Source organism: Pseudomonas sp. TE9122 (genome assembly GCF_056278925.1).
Genome location: NZ_JBWBQI010000001.1, coordinates 1,836,575 through 1,856,495, shown reverse-complemented (window position 1 = coordinate 1,856,495; position 19,921 = coordinate 1,836,575). Strand labels below are relative to the sequence as shown.

Below are 19,921 nucleotides of genomic sequence, written 5' to 3'. Positions count from 1 at the left end.
GGCGAATTCCGACGATGATACAGATCAGTGCCCTGCCCGCGTTCACCGACAACTACATCTGGTTGTTACAGGATCACCAGACCCAGCGTTGCGCGGTGGTCGATCCGGGCGACGCCACCCCGGTGCAGGCGTGGCTTGACGCGCATCCGGGCTGGGTGCTCAGCGATATTCTGATCACTCACCATCACCATGACCATGTCGGCGGCGTCGAGCGCCTGAAAGCCGCGACCGGCGCCAAGGTCTACGGCCCGGCCAGCGAAAGCATCCCGGCGCGCGACGTAGCGCTCAAGGACAACGACAGCGTCAGCGTGCTCGGCTGGGACTTCGACGTCTATGCGGTACCCGGTCACACCCTGGGGCACATCGCCTATTACCACCATGGTCTGCTGTTCTGCGGCGACACCCTGTTCGCCGCCGGTTGCGGCCGGCTGTTCGAAGGCACACCCGAGCAGATGTACCGCTCGCTCAGCCGTCTTGCGGCCCTGCCGGAAGATACGCTGGTCTACTGCACCCATGAATACACCTTGAGCAATCTGAAATTTGCCGCCGCCGTCGAGCCGGGCAACCCGGAAGTCGCCGCCCGTCTGGAAAAGGTCACGCAGCAACGGCAGAACGGCGTGATGACATTGCCGTCGACTTTGGCCCTGGAAAAGCTGACCAATCCGTTTTTACGCACTTCTGAAACATTGGTTACACAAAAAGTGGACGAACGGGAAGGCGCTCAAAACCGGGAGCCGAGCGAGGTATTTGCGGCTCTGCGGGCATGGAAAGACAAGTTCTGACAAGCGCGCCGGCCGGGGCAAAAATTCTCAATGGTTGACCGCAGGGGGTGCGCTTTCTAGAATCGCCCGACATTTTTGCCCGGAACTTACTTCCAGCCAATGTCGTCATCCATACGTAAGTCCGTCAATTCAGATGCTTTGACCCGCCTGGCACAAGCCATCGCGGTGGCTGTGTCCGCCACGCTGGCGGGTTGCTCCAGCCACGCTCCGCAGACTGAAGCGACGCATACGCCGAACATTGCTGCGCGAGCCAAGCAGAAGCCGATCTGGCTGACCGAGAAGCCCACTCCAGTGGCGCCCCAGGACATCTGGGAACGCATGCGTCAGGGCTTCCAGTTGCAGGAAGGCCTTGGCGTCAATCCGCGCATCGAGCAACAGCGCCTGTGGTTCGCCAGTAACCCCTCTTTTCTCGAGAATGCCGGCGAACGCGGCAGCCTCTACATTCATTACATTGTCGAACGCCTCGAAGAGCGCAACATGCCGCTGGAACTGGCCCTGCTGCCGGTGATCGAGAGCGCGTACAACCCGATGGCCTATTCCCGCGCCGATGCGGTGGGCCTGTGGCAGTTCATTCCGTCCACCGGGCGTTACTTCAACCTGCGCCAGACGCGTTTTTATGATGGTCGTCGCGACATTACAGCCTCGACCACGGCCGCGATGGATTATCTGACCCGCCTGCACGACATGTTCAACGGCGACTGGCTGCTGGCTCTGGCGGCCTACAACGCCGGTGAAGGCACGGTCAGCCGGGCGATCGAGCGCAACGAAAAGCTTGGCCTGCCCACTGACTACTGGAACCTGCCGCTGCCGGCGGAAACCCAGGCCTATGTGCCGAAGTTGCTGGCGCTGTCGCAAGTGGTGCTGGCGCCGGAAGCCTATGGCGTCAACCTCAATCCGATCGCCAACGAACCGTACTTCCAGGTCGTCGAAATCAACCAGCGCATGGACCTGTCCAAGGTCGCTGCGGTGGCGAACATCGATGAAGACGAACTGTTCCAGCTCAACCCCGCGTTCAAACAGCGCACCACCATCGACGGTCCGCAGCACTTGCTGGTGCCGACGTCCAAGGCGCAACTGCTGACCGCCAGTCTGCAGACCATGCGCCCGGACGAACTGATCAGCCCGCGCTCGCTGAAACCGGTGTTCGAAGGCGCCGATCCGTCGGAAGTGGCGCAGCTCAAACGTGCTTATCGGGTCAAGCGTGGCGACAACCTCGGCTCCATCGCCAAGGCCAACAAGGTCGAAGTCAAGGATCTGCAGCGCTGGAACAAGCTGACCGGCAAGAATCTCAAGGTCGGCCAGACCCTGGTCATGCAGGACAACACCAAGCGTGCCCCGGCGCGCAAGTCCGGCCGGGTCAACACCGTGGTCGCGGCGAATACCAAGACCAAAGGCAAGGACGAGAGCAAGCAGCAGACCCAGTACAAGGTCAAGCGCGGCGACACCCTGTACGTGGTGGCCAAGCGCTTCAACGTTGAGATGCAACATCTCAAGCGCTGGAATCCGGGTGCTGGCAAGGCGTTGAAGCCGGGGCAGATGCTTACGGTTTATCAGCCGCACTGATTGAAGAGCCCCTGATATTTCAGGGGCTTTTTTTGGATGAAGTTTTTGTGGTGTGCTTTAGATCCATCCCAGCCCTCTCCCCCAGGGGGGAGAGGGGAAAATGGAGCCGATCGGGGGCTTTTCAGAAACTGACTTCGACTCGGTATCGCACGTCGGTGCAATTCGCCCAGCCACCACGATCAGTCCCCTCTCCCTCCGGGAGAGGGTTAGGGTGAGGGGCTCTTCGCGCAAACGATTAACCCGGCATTAACCCGCATCTTTTTCCTGTCCAGACAAGCTGTTACTGTACGGCCCACAAAGCCCAAGCCGCTGGATCGGATCTGACTTGAAGCGTGCCCTCTCCCTGCTCCTGATCAGCCTGGCCTTGAGCTCACCCGCAAGCGCGACGATTACCGAAAGTCATGGTTATGCGCAGTTCGGCACGCTCAAGTACCCGGCCAGATTTACCCATTTTGATTGGGTCAACCCGCAAGCGCCCAAGGGCGGTACGTTGCGGGTGATGGCGTTCGGCACCTTCGATACGGTCAATCCGTACACATTCAAGGGCACCAGCCCGGTTACCACCGCCAATTTTCTCCAGTACGGCATCAACGAGCTCAACGAGCCGCTGATGGTCGGTACCGGACAGTATTCGCCGTCCGGAGACGAGCCGGCGTCGAGCTACGGTTTGATCGCACAATCGGTGGAGTACAGCGAAGATCGCAGCTGGGTCGTCTTCAATTTGCGCCCCGAGGCGCGGTTCCATGACGGCGCACCGATCACCGCCTACGACGTGGCGTTCTCCTATCGCCTGCTGCTCAAGGACGGTCATCCGCTGTATCGCACGGCCCTGCAGGAAGTGCTGCGGGTCGACATCCTCAACAAACAGCGCATTCGCTTTGTGTTCAAGCGCTCGGGCAATCCGCTGCTGATCCTGCGCCTGGGCGAGTTGCCGGTGCTGCCGCAGCATTACTGGAAAGACCGCGACTTCAAGGCCACCACCTTCGAACCACCGCTGGGCAGCGGGCCTTACCGCATCACTTCGGTCACGCCGGGGCGGCAGCTGATGTTCGAGCGGGTCAAGGATTACTGGGGCAAGGACCTACCGGTCAATCGCGGCAAGTACAATTTCGATCGCATGGAAGTCGAGTTCTACCGCGACAGCGATGTCGCCTTCGAAGCGTTCAAGGCCGGTGAGTTCGACATCTTCATCGAGCATCAGGCGAAGAACTGGGTCAACGGCTACAACTTCCCTGCTGTACGTCGTGGCGAAGTGATCAAGGTGCAGATCCCGCATCAGATCCCGACCCAGACTCAGGGCCTGTTCATGAACAGCCGCCGCGCGACCTTCGCCGATGTCAGGACGCGCGAAGCGTTGGGTCTGATGTTTGACTTCGAATGGACCAACCGCGCGCTGTTCAGCGATGCCTATAAACGCACCAGCAGCTACTACCCCAACAGCGAATTCACTGCGTCCGGCCTGCCGGTCGGCCATGAATGGCTGATGCTCAAACCCTACAAGGAGCAACTGCCGGCCAGGCTGTTTACCGAGCCGTTCACCCTGCCGAAAACCGACGGCCGTGGCATTCCGCGCGAGACTATGCGCAAAGCCCTCGCCCTGCTCGCCGAGGCCGGTTGGAAGCTCCACGGCCAGCGCCTGCAAGACAAAGACGGCCAACCGCTGCGCTTCGAACTGCTGCTGGTCAACCCGAGCCTGGAGCGGCTCTATCAGCCGTACATCGAAAACCTCAACAGCATCGGCATCGACGCGCGCCTGCGTACCGTCGATCGCGCCCAGTACAAACAGCGCCTCGACCAATTCGATTTCGACATGATCTCGATGACACTGGGCCAGACCCTGAGCCCGGGCCTTGAGCAGTGGCAGTACTTCCACTCCAGCCAGGTGAACGTCAAGGGCAGCAAGAATTACGCGGGCATCGCCAATCCGGTGGTCGATCACCTGCTCGAACAGTTGCTCGCCGCTCGCACCCGCGACGAGCAGGTCGCCGCCGGCAAAGCGCTCGACCGCGTGCTGCTCTGGCAGCACTACAGCATTCCCAACTGGTACCTCAATTATCACCGTCTGGCCTACCGCAACCGGTTGGCCTTTGTCACCACGCCGCCCTACACCCTGGGCCTGAGCGCATGGTGGCTGAAGTCTTCGGAGAAAGATCGATGAACGCTGTTCGCACCCTGCTCGTGCAGGCCGGCGGCTTGCTGTTCGCCGGGCTGGCCTGGGCCGCCCCGCAACACGCCGTGACCCTGTACAACGAGCCGCCGAAATACCCGGCCGATTTCAAGCACTTCGACTACGTCAATCCCGATGCGCCCAAGGGCGGCGTGTTCCGCCAAGCCGGTTTCGGCGGCTTCGATAGCCTCAACCCGTTCATCAACAAAGGCGTGCCGGCCGATGACATCGGCCAGATCTACGACACCCTGACCAAACACAGCCTCGACGAGCCGTTCACCGAATACGGCCTGATTGCCAGCAAGATCGAGAAAGCCGACGACAACAGTTGGGTGCGTTTCTACCTGCGCCCGGAAGCACGCTTCCACGACGGCCACCCGGTGCGCGCCGAAGACGTGGTGTTCAGCTTCGAGACGTTGACCAAGGAAGGCTCGCCGATGTTTCGCGGCTACTACAACGACGTCGCCGAAGCCATCGCCGAAGACCCGTTGAAAGTCTTGTTCAAGTTCAAGCACAGCAACAACCGCGAGCTGCCGCTGATCCTCGGCCAGTTGCCGGTCCTGCCGAAACACTGGTGGGCCAGTCGCGACTTCAACAAGGGCAATCTGGAAATCCCGCTGGGCAGCGGCCCGTACAAGGTCACCCAAGTGAAGGCCGGCCGGTCGGTACGTTACGAGCGGGTCAAGGATTACTGGGGCAAGGACTTGCCGGTCAACCGTGGCTTCTACAACTTCGACACGATGACCACCGACTATTACCGCGACAACACCGTCGCCCTCGAAGCGCTGAAGGCCGGGCAGTTCGATTACTGGCTGGAGATGACCGCGAAGAACTGGGCCAGCGCCTATAACGTTCCGGCGGTCACCGAGGGGCGTTTGATCAAGGAACTGATCCCCAACAGCAACCCGACCGGCATGCAGGGCTTCGTCTTCAACCTGCGCCGCCCGGTGTTCCAGGATGTGCGCGTGCGTCAGGCGCTGGGGCTGCTGTTCGACTTCGAATGGACCAACAAGCAATTGTTCAACGGCGCCTACGTGCGCACCCGCAGTTACTTCGAGAACTCGGAAATGGCCGCCACCGGCCTGCCCGACGCAGAGCAACGGACGATCCTCGAACCGTTCCGCAGCAAACTGCCGGCCCAGGTGTTCAGCGAAGCCTTCGAAAATCCCAAGACCGACGCCAGCGGCATGATCCGCACCCAGCAGCGCGAGGCGTATCAACTGCTGCAAGAGGCCGGCTGGAAAATCGTCGACGACAAAATGGTCGACGCCACCGGCAAACCGGTGGTGATCGAATTCCTCCTCGCCCAGACCGAGTTCGAACGGGTGCTGCTGCCGTTCAAGCGCAACCTCAGCGACCTCGGCATCGATCTGGTGATCCGCCGCGTCGACGTCTCGCAGTACATCAACCGCGTGCGCTCGCGGGACTTCGACATGATGGTCGGCAGCTTTCCGCAGTCCAATTCGCCGGGTAACGAGCAGCGCGAATACTGGATGAGCGCCGCCGCCGACAAGCCGAGCAGCCGCAACAGCATGGGTCTGAAGGATCCGACCGTTGACCAACTGGTGGAAAGCCTGATCAACGCCGACTCGCGCAAGAGTCTGGTGGCCCACGCCCGTGCGCTGGATCGTGTTCTGCAATGGGGCTACTACGTGGTGCCCAACTGGCACATCAAGAGCTGGCGCGTGGCCTACTGGAATCATATAGGCCACCCGAAAACCTCGCCCAAGTACGACATCGGCATCAATACCTGGTGGGTCAAGCCTGACGCCAAGCCTGCCGTAGAAGTCGAAACCCAACTGCAAGCCGACCCTGCGGGCACGGAGTAATCAGATGCTGGCGTATATCTTTCGGCGACTGCTGCTGATCATCCCGACCCTGTTCGGCATTCTGCTGATCAACTTCGTGATCATCCAGGCCGCGCCCGGCGGGCCGGTCGAGCAGATGATCGCCAAGCTCGAAGGCTTCGAAGGCGCCACCAGCCGGATTGCCGGCGGCGGTGCCGAAGTGGCGGTAGCCGGCTCGTCCTACCGTGGCGCGCAGGGGCTGGATCCGGCGCTGATCAAGGAAATCGAGCACATGTACGGGTTCGACAAATCGGCCCCGGAACGTCTGTGGATCTTGGTCAAGAACTATGCGCAGCTGGATTTCGGCGACAGTTTCTTCCGCGACGCCAAGGTCATCGACCTGATCAAGGAAAAGATGCCGGTGTCGATCTCGCTGGGGCTGTGGAGCACGCTGATCATGTATCTGGTGTCGATCCCGCTGGGCATCGCCAAGGCCACGCGGCACGGCAGCCACTTCGACGTCTGGACCAGTTCGGCGATCATCGTCGGCTATGCGATCCCGGCGTTTCTGTTTGCGATCCTGCTGATCGTGGTATTTGCCGGCGGCAGTTATCTGGACTGGTTCCCCCTGCGCGGGCTGACTTCGAACAACTTCGATGAGCTGAGCCTGGGCGGCAAGATCCTCGATTACTTCTGGCACCTGGCATTGCCGGTCACCGCGCTGGTGATCGGCAACTTCGCGACCATGACTCTGTTGACCAAGAACAGCTTTCTCGACGAGATCAACAAGCAGTATGTGGTCACCGCCAAGGCCAAAGGCCTGACTCGCCATCGCGTGCTCTACGGGCATGTATTCCGCAACGCCATGCTGCTGGTGATTGCCGGTTTCCCGTCGGCATTCATCGGTATCTTCTTCACCGGCTCGTTGCTGGTGGAAGTGATCTTCTCTCTCGATGGTCTCGGCCTGATGAGTTTCGAGGCGGCGATCAATCGCGATTACCCGGTGGTGTTCGGCACGCTGTTCATCTTCACCCTGCTCGGGCTGGTGGTGAAACTGATCGGCGATCTGACCTACACCTTTGTCGATCCGCGTATCGACTTCGCCAGCCGGGAGCATTGAGATGAACCTGTCCCCTCTCAACCGCCGGCGCTTCGAACTGTTCAAGGCCAACAAGCGTGGCTGGTGGTCGCTGTGGCTGTTTCTGATCCTGTTCGGCCTGAGCCTGGGCGCCGAGCTGATTGCCAACGACAAGCCGCTGGTCGTGCATTACGACAACAACTGGTATTTCCCGGCGATCAAGCGCTATCCGGAAACCGCGTTCGGCGGCGAATTCCCGCTGGAAGCCAACTACAAGAGTCCGTACATTCGCGAACTGCTCAAGGCCAAGGACGCGTGGATTCTGTGGGCGCCGATCCCCTACAGCTACCAGAGCATCAACTACGACCTGAAAGTCCCGGCCCCGGCGCCACCCTCGGCGGACAACCTGCTGGGCACCGACGATCAGGGCCGCGACGTGTTGGCGCGGGTGATCTACGGTTTCCGCATTTCCGTGTTGTTTGCGCTGACGCTGACCGTGCTGAGTTCGATCATCGGCGTGATTGCCGGGGCGCTACAGGGCTTTTATGGCGGCTGGGTCGATCTCGCCGGGCAGCGTTTTCTCGAGATCTGGTCGGGGCTGCCGGTGCTGTATCTGCTGATCATCCTTGCCAGTTTCGTCCAGCCGAATTTCTGGTGGTTGCTGGGCATCATGCTGCTGTTCTCGTGGATGAGCCTGGTCGATGTGGTGCGCGCCGAGTTCCTCCGTGGCCGCAATCTGGAATACGTGCGCGCCGCCCGCGCGCTGGGCATGCAGAACGGCGCGATCATGTTCCGCCACATCTTGCCCAACGCCATGGTCTCGACCATGACTTTCATGCCGTTCATCCTTACCGGCGCCATCGGCACCCTGACCGCGCTGGACTTCCTCGGCTTCGGCTTGCCGGCCGGCAGTCCGTCGCTGGGCGAACTGGTTGCCCAAGGCAAATCCAACCTGCAGGCGCCATGGCTGGGCATGAGCGCGTTTGCCGTACTGGCACTGATGTTGAGCCTGCTGGTGTTTATCGGCGAGTCCGCTCGCGATGCCTTCGACCCGAGGAAGTGAAATGAATCAGGACAATCTGATCGAAGTGCGCGACCTCGCCGTCGAATTCGGTTTCGGCGAGCGAGTACACCGTGTGGTCGAGGGCGTGAGCTTCGATATCAAGCGCGGCGAGACCCTGGCACTGGTCGGCGAATCGGGCTCGGGCAAATCGGTAACGGCGCATTCAATCCTGCGCCTGCTGCCCTACCCCATGGCGCGGCATCCGGCCGGCAGCATCAATTACGCCGGGCAGAACCTGCTGGATTTGAGCGAGAAGACCATCCGCCATATTCGTGGCAACCGCATCGCCATGATCTTTCAGGAGCCGATGACTTCGCTCAATCCGCTGCATTCGATCGAGAAGCAGATCAACGAAGTGCTCGGCATCCACAAGGGCCTGAGTGGCAAAGTGGCGACCAGGCGCACGCTGGAGCTGCTGGAAATGGTCGGCATTCCCGAGCCGCACAAGCGGCTCAAGGCGCTGCCCCATGAATTGTCCGGCGGCCAGCGGCAGCGGGTGATGATCGCCATGGCCCTGGCCAACGAGCCGGAATTGCTGATTGCCGACGAACCGACCACCGCGCTGGACGTGACCGTTCAGCTGAAAATCCTCGATTTGCTCAAGGATCTTCAGGCCCGATTGGGCATGTCGCTGCTACTGATCAGTCACGATTTGAACCTGGTGCGAAGAATTGCGCATCGCGTATGTGTCATGCAGCGCGGTTGCATCGTCGAACAGGCATCGTGCGCAGAGCTGTTCCGTTCGCCGCAGCATCCGTACACTCGGGAATTGCTCGGCGCGGAGCCCAGCGGCGGCCCGGCGAGCAATGAAATCGGCGCGCCGCTGCTCGAAGTCGAGGACCTCAAAGTCTGGTTCCCGATCAAGAAAGGCCTGCTCAAACGCACGGTGGATTACGTCAAGGCAGTGGACGGCATCAATTTCAGCCTGCCTCAGGGCCAGACCCTGGGGATCGTCGGCGAAAGCGGTTCCGGCAAATCCACCCTCGGTCTGGCGATTTTGCGGCTGATCGGCAGCAAAGGCGCGATCCGCTTTGAAGGCAAGCAGCTAGAATGCCTGACGCAGAACGAGATTCGCCCGCTGCGGCGGGAGATGCAGGTGGTGTTTCAGGACCCGTTCGGCAGCCTGAGCCCGCGCATGTGCGTCAACGACATCGTTGGCGAAGGCCTGCGGATACACAGAATGGGCACCGCAGCCGAACAGGAAGCGGCGATCATTGCGGCATTGAAGGAGGTAGGTCTGGATCCGGAAACCCGGCACCGCTACCCCCACGAATTTTCCGGTGGGCAACGGCAGCGAATCGCCATTGCCCGGGCCTTGGTGCTGAAACCGGCGCTGATCCTGCTGGACGAGCCGACTTCGGCGCTCGACCGGACGGTGCAGCGGCAAGTGGTGGAGCTGTTGCGTTCACTGCAAGCCAAGTACAACCTGACGTATTTGTTCATCAGCCATGACCTGGCTGTCGTCAAAGCGCTGAGCCACCAGCTGATGGTGGTCAAGCATGGCCAAGTGGTCGAACAGGGAGACGCGCAAAGTATCTTTGCCGCCCCCCAACATCCGTATACACAGCAGTTGCTGGAGGCCGCTTTTCTGGCACCAGCCACTGCGCAATAACCTGAAAGAGGAGCAACACATGGGTTTTCTCGCCGGTAAGCGCGTACTGATCGTCGGTGTCGCCAGCAAGCTGTCCATCGCATCCGGCATCGCTGCCGCCATGCATCGCGAGGGCGCTGAGCTTGCCTTCACTTATCAGAACGACAAACTCAAGGGTCGCGTCGAAGAATTCGCACAAGGCTGGGGTTCGAGCCCTGAGCTGTGCTTCCCGTGCGACGTGGCCAGCGATGAAGAAATCGCCAAGGTCTTCGAAGAGCTGAGCAAGAAGTGGGACGGCCTGGACTGCATCGTGCACTCCGTCGGCTTCGCCCCGGGCGACCAACTGGACGGCGACTTCACCGAAGCCACCACCCGTGAAGGTTTCCGCATTGCTCACGACATCAGCGCCTACAGCTTCGTGGCCCTGGCCAAGGCCGGTCGCGAAATGATGAAAGGCCGCAACGGCAGCCTGCTGACCCTGTCGTACCTGGGCGCCGAGCGCACCATGCCGAACTACAACGTGATGGGCATGGCCAAGGCTTCGCTGGAAGCCGGCGTCCGTTACCTGGCCGGTTCCCTCGGTCCGGACGGCACCCGCGTCAACTGCGTATCGGCTGGCCCGATCCGCACCCTGGCCGCATCCGGCATCAAGAACTTCCGCAAGATGCTGGCCGCCAACGAAGCGCAGACTCCGCTGCGCCGCAACGTCACCATCGAAGAGGTCGGCAACGCCGGCGCCTTCCTGTGCTCCGACCTGGCGTCGGGCATCAGCGGTGAAATCATGTACGTCGACGGCGGCTTCAACACCACCGCGATGGGCAACATCGAAGAGTGATCTTCCTGTAGCCAATAGAAAAACCCGCCGGATCCGGCGGGTTTTTTTATGCCTGCAGAAAAGCTCGTCCAACTACATATGTACCGCCAACCACCCTGCCCTGCCTTTGATACTCGGCGCTCGATGCTTATCAGCCGCCAGGGAGGCGCAGATGGACGACACACCGGTACACGAACAGACGCTGATTCACAATCTCATCGCAGAATTGACCGCCGTACCGGTGGTCAGCGCCGCCACACCGGCGCGCACGCTGGAGGTTCCCCGTGCATGCCGGCTGCGCGAATGGATGGAGCTTTACTGGAGCGCCCTCGAACGCCCTGAATTTCTCGATTGGGCCAGTGGCTTTAACATCGATCTGGATACCCTGCAGATCAAGGGCGATACCCTGCAAGCGCAGACACCCTCGAACGGCTCCAGCGATGTCCGCACGTTCACGCTGGAAGATGATTCGGGCTGGTGGCAGATGGCGCCGATGCTGCTGTCGATTTCCCAGCGTATCGATCCTGCGGGGCTGGGCCTGCCCTACATCGGCGGTAAATCCGCCAATCCGCTGTATCGGTTTCCACGGCAAGTGGTGCTGGCGTTCTACGGTTACCCGGAACCGCAAAACCAGATTCAGGCCCGAGTCATCCTCGCCGAGCTGAAGAAAACCGGGCTGGCGGCCATCGATGAAAACGGCCAGAGCACGTCGGCGCTAGTGAAGGAACGCAACGCGCAACTGGAAGACTTTCGGGCGATCGCCGATCGAATCGATGAAGTGTTGCTGGCGAGCGACCCTTTCGAGCAGCGAGGCTTTCTCGACACGCCGGTAACCCTCACTTCGGCCTCTGTTTCTGCACCCGCCAGAGGGCCGCGCCTCAAACTGGGCGAGCTTCTGGGCCGCTATGAGTTTGCGTTGCCGCAAGATGCCCGCGAAGCCAAGGCACTTGCGCAACGCCTGCGCCAGCAAAGCTGGCCGGCGCTGCCCTACGTCAGCGATTACGTGCAAAGCAACGACCCCATCCGCAGTTATCGTGAAGAATTTGGCGCTCTGGAAGATAACCGGCACATCGTGCGACGCCTTGAAGCGCTGAGCTGGAACAAAGCGCCCAAGGCCAAGATCGATTACGAGGAAATCAGCGAGCTCCATCCGGATTCCGCGCTGGCGGGACGGATGAAGTATGGCCAGCGTCAATTGCAGACACTCAGCGCCGATGAGGATTTTCAAGCCATCCTGCAGCAGCACGGACTGCCTGCCGACAGTCAATTGCTCGTCACCGAATCCGGTCATGTCGGTACTGCCAGCGTAAAGGGCTGGGTCACCCTGACGGCGCAGGTGGAAAAACAGGCTGATCTGAAACTCTTTCGCGACCAGCTCAAGGCCAAGGCAAGCAAAGCCGGCGGCGCCCTGCGCTCGAGCGGTAAAGTCACCCTTGGGCAAATGCTGCGCTTCTACAATCTGCTTTTGCCGAATACTGTCGAGCAAGCCCTCGCGCTGGTGAAATGGTTCAGGATCAATCTGCACACCCGCCCCGGGCATATGAATCACTGGTATCTGCTCGGCCAGCCGTGGACACAAACCGAACGGTTCACGGCGCAACAGCGTCAGAGCATCATCGACACCACACAGGCGTTTTTACCCGTAGACTCGCCGCCGTTGATCGACTACCTCAGTGAGGGTGTCGATACCGATCTGCCGCTCAAAACGCTCCAGGCAAAAGCCGACTACCTGATCAGCCGAATTCTGATCACACCGCGCGCGCAAACGCTGGGCAATCTGCTGGTGAAGATTCTGGGTGCTCCGGCGCAGGAGAAACGCCTGCTGGCCACCAACCGCGATCGCCTGTTGCTCGCTGCATTGATTCTCAGCCTGGAGCCGAACGCGGGTGAGGATTTGAACCGTATTGCCGTGCAACGTCTGGAGGGGCGTGATTTCTGGGGCGACAGCTATGACGAGGTACGCCGCTTCATTGATCGGCAGCCCGCTCTTGCATCGGTCAAAAACAAGACGTTGGCCACCCATCTGTTGTTGTCCGGTATAGCGCCGGAGTTTCTGACCCGGCATATTCCGCCATCACTCTGTTACATGAGCTGTTCGCGTTGGGTCAGGCTGAAGCAGGTCGTGCTGTATATCGAAAGCCAAATGCCGGGTGTGGCACGCCTGATGAGCTATGAGCAACTGAACCAACTGACCAAAGGCCCGGCCCCCACGCACTTCTACAAATTCCTGCGCGAGGATTCCTGTGCCTCACTGGTCGTTGACTGGGCGGTTGCCAGAGGGCTGATCCAGCGCAACGCCGAATTTCCGGTGACTGTTTATGACGCCACGACGCTGAAGCAGGCCGATGTCCTGTTCCGCAACCACAATCGCCTGTTGAACGATCTTTATCGGCGGGCGTTCCTCTCGGCACCGCCCACTCCCGTCACGGTTGCCCTGGCCGATCTGCGCAAGGTGTTCAGCGATTCCCCCTACCTCACGGAGAAGGCGCTGTTTGTTGCAGACGCCAACCCGAAGACCTCTTCAGCGCATTACTCGTTGAGCGAATTGCATGTCGCCGGCAAGCTGACAGGGAAGCTGGCGGGATGGCAATCGAGCAATGCACAGTTGCAACTGGCCCCCATGCTTGCCTCGTTGCCCAGACTGCACAATGTGGCGACCTACTTCCATGCGGCACTGAGCGCACGCCTGAGGCAAATGAAGGACGCACATATCGCATTTCTCAAGGAAGCGTTCTGTCGCTTGCCGTTCGCGCAGCGAATCGACATCGAAGACCACGAGCTGGAACTGCTCGCCCTGCGGCCAGTATCGGCAGCCACGGACAAGCTGGCTGACGCCAGCACTGCGCCATTCGGCATCTTGGCGCTGCTGCGTGGGAGTCCAGCCAGAGTCTTCGAGATTTTCACTGGCAGGAATGAAGTGGTGCTGCGTCGCGATATCGACCTTGCATTACTCAAACCATCGGGGGCAAATGATGCGGCGAAATCGCTGCCCGTCGACGCCGAAGCCTACAGGCACGGCTCCCAGCCTCGCTTGAATGCCACTTGTAACGCGTTCATTACTCGCCTCGATATTCAGGGCGCACCCCTGGCGCAACAGGAGCGCGCCGCCGTGCCCGATACCTTCGCCTCCAACACAGTCAACGCCATCGCCAGCACTGCCGTCAGGCATCTGTTCGATGCTTTCAAAGCGCAAGCCTTGCAAGACGCATTGCGCGTGCCCGAACTCGAGGATGCCGCTGCCAGTGACGAGAAATGGCTGGCGTTTTACCAGAAGCTGAGCCCGCCCAAGCGCTGAGCACTGGCGAATCCGGCGATAGATCGACTGACGCCTTCGCGAGCAGGCTCGCTCCCACATAGATGGTGCTGAACTGAAAAAATCCTCCGCGCCATCGAGACCTGTGGGAGCGAGCCTGCTCGCAAAGACATTCCATCAGCCAGCATCAAATTGCCTGACCCACCGCCATCGCGGGCAAGCCCGCTCCCACAGGAATTCAAGGTGAACTCACACCTCATTAACGTCACTGGACTCTGTGGGAGCTGGCTTGCCAGCGATGGGGCCGTTACTAACAGCCTTTCAGAGCTTGCTTGTGCGCATACATCGCGCCATCCGCATCGGCGAGCAGGCGATCAACGGTTTCGTGGCGTGTGGGGTCGTATTCGATCTGGCCGACGCTGAAACGAATCGCGTAACCACGGTGCAGCGTGGCGTTGCGCTCTTCGAGGATTTCCTTGAGCCGCGCCATGATCCGCGTGGTTTCAACGTGGCTCGAGCCGGTCAGCAACGCGACGAACTCATCACCGCCCAAGCGCCCCACCACATCGCTCTCGCGAAAGGCAATGCGCAACACATCGGCGAAGGTCTTCAGCGCACTGTCACCTTCGGCATGCCCGTACAGATCGTTGATCTGCTTGAAGTCGTTGAGATCGAAAAACAACAGCGTCGCCGGTCGGTTCAAACGTGCGCAGGCATCCAGCGCATGCTGGGCCAGTTGCTTGAAACCACGGCGATTGGACAGCAGCGTCAGTTCATCCATGCTTGCCATCTGCACCGCCGTCAGCTCTTGCTCGGCCATCTCCGCGAGGTCGCGCAACAAGGCTCGCTCTTCGTCGTCGAGATGGCGGGGTTTGGTATCGATCAGGCACAAGGTGCCCATTTTGTTACCGTCCGGTACGGTCAGCGGATAACCGGCGTAAAAGCGAATATTCGGTGCGCCGGTGACCAACGGGTTGTCATGAAAGCGCAAATCTTCCAGCGCATCGGGCACCAGCATCAGCTCGTTTTGCAAAATCGCATGGCCGCAGAACGAGACATCGCGGGACGTCTCGCTGACATCCAGACCCACACAGGACTTGAACCACTGGCGATCCTTGTCGACCAGCGTGACCAGGGCGATCGGCACGTTGAACAGGCGCTTGGCCAGGCGCGTCAGACGATCGAAACGCTCTTCAGGGGCCGAGTCGAGGTTGAGGCCATGCAGCGCGTCGATACGTGCAGCTTCATTGGCAGGTTTTCCGGGCACCAGCATGCGCACACTCCGTAGACAGTCATGCGTTCAGCGTAGCGCTTAATCGTCGGGGCATCACATTTGCGCCACCGGACACGGCCCGCCGGCATCGGCCCAGAGTTTGAATTGCGCGACGAAGATATCGTGCGGCACTGGCACCGGTGCGCGCCCTGCCCCGGGATTCCAGCCCCAGAGCACCAGTTTGTCTTCGCTGACGTGTTTTAACAGCGCGGCAAAATCCCGATCGCCGTTGCTCGCGCGGTCCTTGATCATCGCGCAGAGCTTGTCCGAGGGCAGGCCGATCCAGGCCATTTTGTGTGCCGCTGGCGGCAGGCTCCAGTGCGGCGCACCCGGCGGCGCATGGGGGCCATAACTGGCCGGCGGATTGCTTTCAGCGTGACAGGTGGCGCAGGGCAAACCGGCGGCGCCCTTGCCATCCATGCCGCGCACTACATTCATCGCGTGAGGGATGCCAGCGTCGAACTGCAACGGCGAATCGCCGGGAATGTGGCAGTTCTGGCAGCGCGGGCTCTGAAAGACTTTCTGCACCGTGCCAAAGGCTTTCAGAGCTTCCTGATCCTCGGCAAACAGGTCCGAGGCATAGCCACCAAGACCGAGCAACACGACGGTGCCCAACACAAGATGTCGTTTCATCTCAGACCCCCGACAGTTGCAGTGGCAGTTCGCGCAGGCGTTGCCCGGTCAAGGCGAACACGGCGTTGGCCACGGCCGGCGCGGTCGGTGGCACGCCGGGTTCGCCAATGCCGCCGGGTTTTTCGCTGCTGGGGACGATGTGCACTTCCACCACCGGCATTTCGTTGAGCCGCAGCACCTGATAATCGTGATAGTTGGACTGCACGACGCCGCCGTCCTTGACGGTGAGCTTGCTGTGCAACGCCATGCCGAGACCGAAGGTGATGCACGATTCCATCTGCGCGGCGACGCTCTGCGGATTCACTGCAATGCCGCAGTCCACCGCGCAGACCACCCGATGCACGCGGATCGCCAGATTGTCCTGCGACACCTCGGCAACCTGCGCCACATAGCTGCCGAACGACTCGTGCACCGCCACGCCCAGAGCATGCCCGTCCGGCAACGGCGCGCCCCAGTTGGCCTTCTCCACCGCCAGATTGAGCACGCCGAGGTGGCGCGGGTGCGCCTTGAGCAGCGTTCGTCGGTACTCCACCGGATCCTTGCCCGCCGCCGTCGCCAGTTCATCGATCAGCGATTCCATGACAAAACCCGTGTGGGTATGGCCCACCGAACGCAGCCACAACACATTGATGCCAGTCTGCGGCGAATGCAGCTCGACCTGATGATGAGGCAGATCCTTGATGTACGGACTGTCGGCCACGCCCTCGACCGAGGTGGCATCGATGCCGTTCTTGACCATCGCTGCCTCGAGCATCGTCCCGGCCATGATCGACTGGCCGACCAGCACATGCTGCCAGCTCATCGGCAAACCATCAGCGCCCAGCCCGACCTGCGCCTTGTGCAGGTACATCGAACGATAGTAGCCGCCGCGAATGTCATCTTCGCGCGCCCACACGGTTTTCACCGGCAGGTCCGCCGCTTTCGCCACTTGCACCGCTTCGGCGACGAAGTCCGAAGTCGGATTGGCACGGCGACCGAAGCCACCGCCGAGAAATTCCGTGTGAATTTCGACCTGTTCGGGCTTGAGCCCGGTGATCTTGCTGGCGACCATTTGGTCCAGCGTCTGAAATTGCGTGCCGGTCCAGATCTCGCATTTTCCGGCGCTGATTTTCACCGTGCAATTGAGCGGTTCCATCGGCGCGTGGGCCAGATACGGCACGCTGTATTCGACCTCGATTTTTTTCGCGGCTTTGCCGAAATTGGCCTTGGCATCTCCAGCCTGCGTGGCCGAGGTGCCCGGCGTCGCCGCCAGTTTGCGGAAACTCTCCAGCAGCTTTTCACTGCTCATGTCGGCCAACGGCCCAAGGTCCCAATCGACCTTCAGCGCATCACGGCCCAGCTTCGCCGCCCAGAAATGCTCGGCCACCACCGCTACGCCGCTGGGCACCTGCACAACCTTGTGTACGCCGGGAATGGCCAGCGCTGCGGCGCCTTCGAAGGATTTCACCGTGGCACCGAACACCGGGGCGCGGGCGACCATCGCGGTCATCAGGCCTTCAAACTGCACGTCCATGCCGAACTTGGCGCGGCCGGTGATCTTCTCCGGGGTATCGAGGCGCTTGGTCGGTTTGCCGATGACTTTCCAGTCCTTGGCTTCCTTGAAAGTGATGGTTTTCTGGTCCGGCACCGGCAGTTGCCCGGCGGCATCGGCCAGTTCGCCGTAGGTCGCGCGTTGGTCCCCGGCGATGACCACGCCGGACTCCGTGCGAATCGTCGACGGGGCGACGTCGAAGCGTTTCGCCGCCGCTTCCACCAGCATCTGCCGCGCCGTCGCCCCGGCGAGTCGATAGCGGTCGAATTCCATCCAGGTCGACGTCGAGCCACCGGTGATCTGCATGCCGCCAAATGCCGGCAACCCGTAATCCGCCGCCGAGGCTGGCGAGTGCTCGACGCGGATTTTCGACCAGTCGGCGTCCAGTTCTTCGGCGATCAGCATGGTCAGGCCGGTCCAGATGCCCTGGCCCATTTCCGAATGACCGAGCAGCACGGTGACGCTGTTGTCCGCCGCGATGCGCAGAAACGCGTTGGGTGCGAAGGTCTTGTTCTGATTTTCTGCCGCCCGGGCAAAGCGGTTGGCCCCGGGCACCACAAACGCCACCATCAGGCCGCCGCTTAACAGTGCGCTGCCCTTGAGAAACCCGCGACGCGATACAGGACTGTTCATCGTTCCTCTCCCAGAGAATGACTCAGCCGATTTCGGCGGCGCGTTTGACCGCAGCGCGAATGCGCGGATAGGTGCCGCAGCGGCAGATATTGCCGGAGAGCGCCTGATCGATATCGCTGTCGGTGGGCTTGGGAATTTTCGCCAGCAATGCGGCGGCGGACATGATCTGCCCGGACTGGCAATAACCGCACTGCACCACGTCCAGCTCGGCCCAGGCCTGCTGCACCGGGTGCGAGCCATCGGTGGACAAGCCCTCGATGGTGAGGATTTTCTGCCCATGGGCGACGGCAGTCGCCGGGGTAATGCAGGAGCGTAATGGCGCGCCGTCGACGTGCACGGTGCAGGCGCCGCACTGGGCCATGCCGCAACCGAACTTGGTCCCGGTCAGGTGCGCGACATCGCGCAGAACCCAGAGCAGCGGCATGTCGGCGGGGACATCGAGCTCTTGGTCCTTGCCATTGATATTCAGGGTCAGCATCGGGTGATTTCCTCAAACTCACGTATTGCAAAGGGGCGTCGCTGTGGTCGCAAAAACCTACGGACGCCCGCGCTTATCCCTTTCAGCAAAGCCTAATTTGCGCAGCAAGCCACACGTTGTGACCAGCGGTCATGCAGACCCCGGCTTTGCTCCTACAGTTGATAACGGCTCGCACTGAGTCGTCGTATCTCTGCGCAACCGGTCCGCGAACCTCGCGGTTGTCCATCACAGGTCAGGAGTAACGAATATGGGCTTTGTCACCACTCGAGACGGCGTCGACATCTTCTACAAGGACTGGGGGCCGCGCGACGCGCCGGTGATCCACTTCCACCACGGCTGGCCGCTCAGCTCGGATGACTGGGACGCGCAGATGCTGTTTTTCCTGGCACAGGGCTTTCGGGTGATTGCTCATGATCGACGCGGACATGGCCGCTCAAGCCAGGTCTGGGACGGCCACGACATGGATCACTACGCCGACGATGTGCTGGCAGTGGTTAATCATCTGGGTACGCGCGACGTTGTCCACGTCGGCCATTCCACCGGCGGCGGCGAAGTGATCCATTACATCGCCCGGCATGGTCAGGACAAGGTCAGCAAAGCGGTGTTGATCAGCGCCGTGCCACCGTTGATGGTGCAGACCGAAAGCAACCCGGGCGGTTTGCCGAAATCGGTGTTCGATGGCTTTCAGGCGCAGTTGGCGGCGAATCGCGCGCAGTTCTATCGCGATGTGCCGAGCGGACCTTTCTACGGCTACAACCGCCCGGGCGCCGAGTCGGCGGAAGGGATCATCGCCAACTGGTGGCGCCAGGGCATGATCGGCGGGGCCAAGGCGCATTACGACGGCATCATCGCCTTCTCGCAGACCGACTTCACCGAAGACCTGAAAAAAGTCACCGTGCCGGTGCTGGTCATGCACGGCGAGGATGACCAGATCGTGCCTTACGCCAACTCCGCACCGTTATCGGCGAAACTGCTGCCCAACGGCACACTGAAGTCGTACCCAGGATTTCCGCATGGCATGCCGACCACGCAGGCTGAAACCATCAATGCGGATTTGTTGGCGTTTATTCGCGGGTAACCGCCTCAATCAGGCTTACTGCAATTGGCAAACACTGATCCCCTGTGGGAGCGGGCTTGCCCGCGAGGCGTCTCTCCAGTCCAATTATCTGCGAATGACACTCCGCTTTCGCGAGCAGGCTCGCTCCCACAGTTGGGATTGGGTATATCCGTCAGAGACTGGTCGGCTACAAGGCCGCCATCGCTGGCAAGCCAGCT

General features: G+C 60.9%; 14 protein-coding genes. 10 read left to right on the top strand and 4 right to left on the bottom strand.

Annotation, left to right across the window (positions count from 1 at the left end; all coding sequences use genetic code 11):
- Nucleotides 1–14: 14 nt before the first annotated feature.
- The 9 genes from gloB to ACZ9BE_RS08360 all read left to right on the top strand — a co-directional run bounded on the left by gloB (nucleotide 15) and on the right by ACZ9BE_RS08360 (nucleotide 14,140).
- Entirely contained in the window at nucleotides 15–782 is a 768-nt protein-coding gene (gloB, locus tag ACZ9BE_RS08400; RefSeq protein ID WP_305382666.1) for a hydroxyacylglutathione hydrolase, read from the top strand.
- 99 nt (nucleotides 783–881) lie between these two features.
- On the top strand, nucleotides 882–2,345 hold the full coding sequence (locus ACZ9BE_RS08395) for a transglycosylase SLT domain-containing protein (RefSeq protein ID WP_041480626.1): 1,464 nt from the start codon (nucleotides 882–884) through the stop codon (nucleotides 2,343–2,345).
- A gap of 325 nt (nucleotides 2,346–2,670) precedes the next feature.
- Nucleotides 2,671–4,503, top strand: a complete 1,833-nt coding sequence (locus tag ACZ9BE_RS08390) for an extracellular solute-binding protein (protein WP_476249226.1) — start codon at nucleotides 2,671–2,673, stop codon at nucleotides 4,501–4,503.
- Entirely contained in the window at nucleotides 4,500–6,341 is a 1,842-nt protein-coding gene (locus ACZ9BE_RS08385; protein ID WP_056784665.1) for an extracellular solute-binding protein, read from the top strand. Before ACZ9BE_RS08390 ends, ACZ9BE_RS08385 begins: the two co-directional genes overlap by 4 nt.
- A 4-nt stretch (nucleotides 6,342–6,345) precedes the next feature.
- The gene (locus tag ACZ9BE_RS08380; RefSeq protein WP_476249225.1) at nucleotides 6,346–7,419 is read left to right on the top strand and encodes a microcin C ABC transporter permease YejB; all 1,074 of its coding nucleotides are present in this window, start codon (nucleotides 6,346–6,348) and stop codon (nucleotides 7,417–7,419) included.
- A 1-nt stretch (nucleotide 7,420) separates the two neighbouring features.
- The gene (locus ACZ9BE_RS08375) at nucleotides 7,421–8,440 is read left to right on the top strand and encodes an ABC transporter permease (RefSeq protein WP_016774153.1); all 1,020 of its coding nucleotides are present in this window, start codon (nucleotides 7,421–7,423) and stop codon (nucleotides 8,438–8,440) included.
- Nucleotide 8,441: 1 nt separating this feature from the next.
- A complete protein-coding gene (locus tag ACZ9BE_RS08370) occupies nucleotides 8,442–10,052 on the top strand; it encodes an ABC transporter ATP-binding protein (protein ID WP_476249224.1) in 1,611 nt (536 codons plus the stop codon).
- A 19-nt stretch (nucleotides 10,053–10,071) separates the two neighbouring features.
- Nucleotides 10,072–10,866 carry an enoyl-ACP reductase FabI gene (gene fabI, locus ACZ9BE_RS08365; protein WP_003202751.1) on the top strand — a complete coding sequence of 265 codons (795 nt, stop codon included), beginning with the start codon at nucleotides 10,072–10,074 and terminating at the stop codon, nucleotides 10,864–10,866.
- Nucleotides 10,867–11,017: 151 nt separating this feature from the next.
- Entirely contained in the window at nucleotides 11,018–14,140 is a 3,123-nt protein-coding gene (locus ACZ9BE_RS08360; RefSeq protein ID WP_476249223.1) for a hypothetical protein, read from the top strand.
- A gap of 268 nt (nucleotides 14,141–14,408) precedes the next feature.
- Here the strand turns inward: ACZ9BE_RS08360 and ACZ9BE_RS08355 are convergent, their stop codons facing one another.
- From ACZ9BE_RS08355 to ACZ9BE_RS08340, 4 genes are read right to left on the bottom strand one after another with little or no spacing between them, the layout of a single operon-like run.
- Nucleotides 14,409–15,371, bottom strand: a complete 963-nt coding sequence (locus tag ACZ9BE_RS08355) for a sensor domain-containing diguanylate cyclase (RefSeq protein ID WP_252883563.1) — start codon at nucleotides 15,369–15,371, stop codon at nucleotides 14,409–14,411.
- A gap of 54 nt (nucleotides 15,372–15,425) precedes the next feature.
- Nucleotides 15,426–16,004 (bottom strand): hypothetical protein, encoded by a 579-nt coding sequence (locus ACZ9BE_RS08350; RefSeq protein WP_016774149.1) that lies wholly within the window; start codon nucleotides 16,002–16,004, stop codon nucleotides 15,426–15,428.
- A gap of 1 nt (nucleotide 16,005) precedes the next feature.
- On the bottom strand, nucleotides 16,006–18,168 hold the full coding sequence (locus ACZ9BE_RS08345; protein WP_476249222.1) for a xanthine dehydrogenase family protein molybdopterin-binding subunit: 2,163 nt from the start codon (nucleotides 18,166–18,168) through the stop codon (nucleotides 16,006–16,008).
- Nucleotides 18,169–18,190: 22 nt separating this feature from the next.
- The gene (locus ACZ9BE_RS08340) at nucleotides 18,191–18,646 is read right to left on the bottom strand and encodes a (2Fe-2S)-binding protein (protein WP_010459764.1); all 456 of its coding nucleotides are present in this window, start codon (nucleotides 18,644–18,646) and stop codon (nucleotides 18,191–18,193) included.
- Nucleotides 18,647–18,893: 247 nt separating this feature from the next.
- On the opposite strand from ACZ9BE_RS08340, the gene ACZ9BE_RS08335 reads away from it, so the two are divergent.
- Entirely contained in the window at nucleotides 18,894–19,724 is an 831-nt protein-coding gene (locus ACZ9BE_RS08335) for an alpha/beta fold hydrolase (protein ID WP_150635694.1), read from the top strand.
- Nucleotides 19,725–19,921 lie beyond the last annotated feature (197 nt).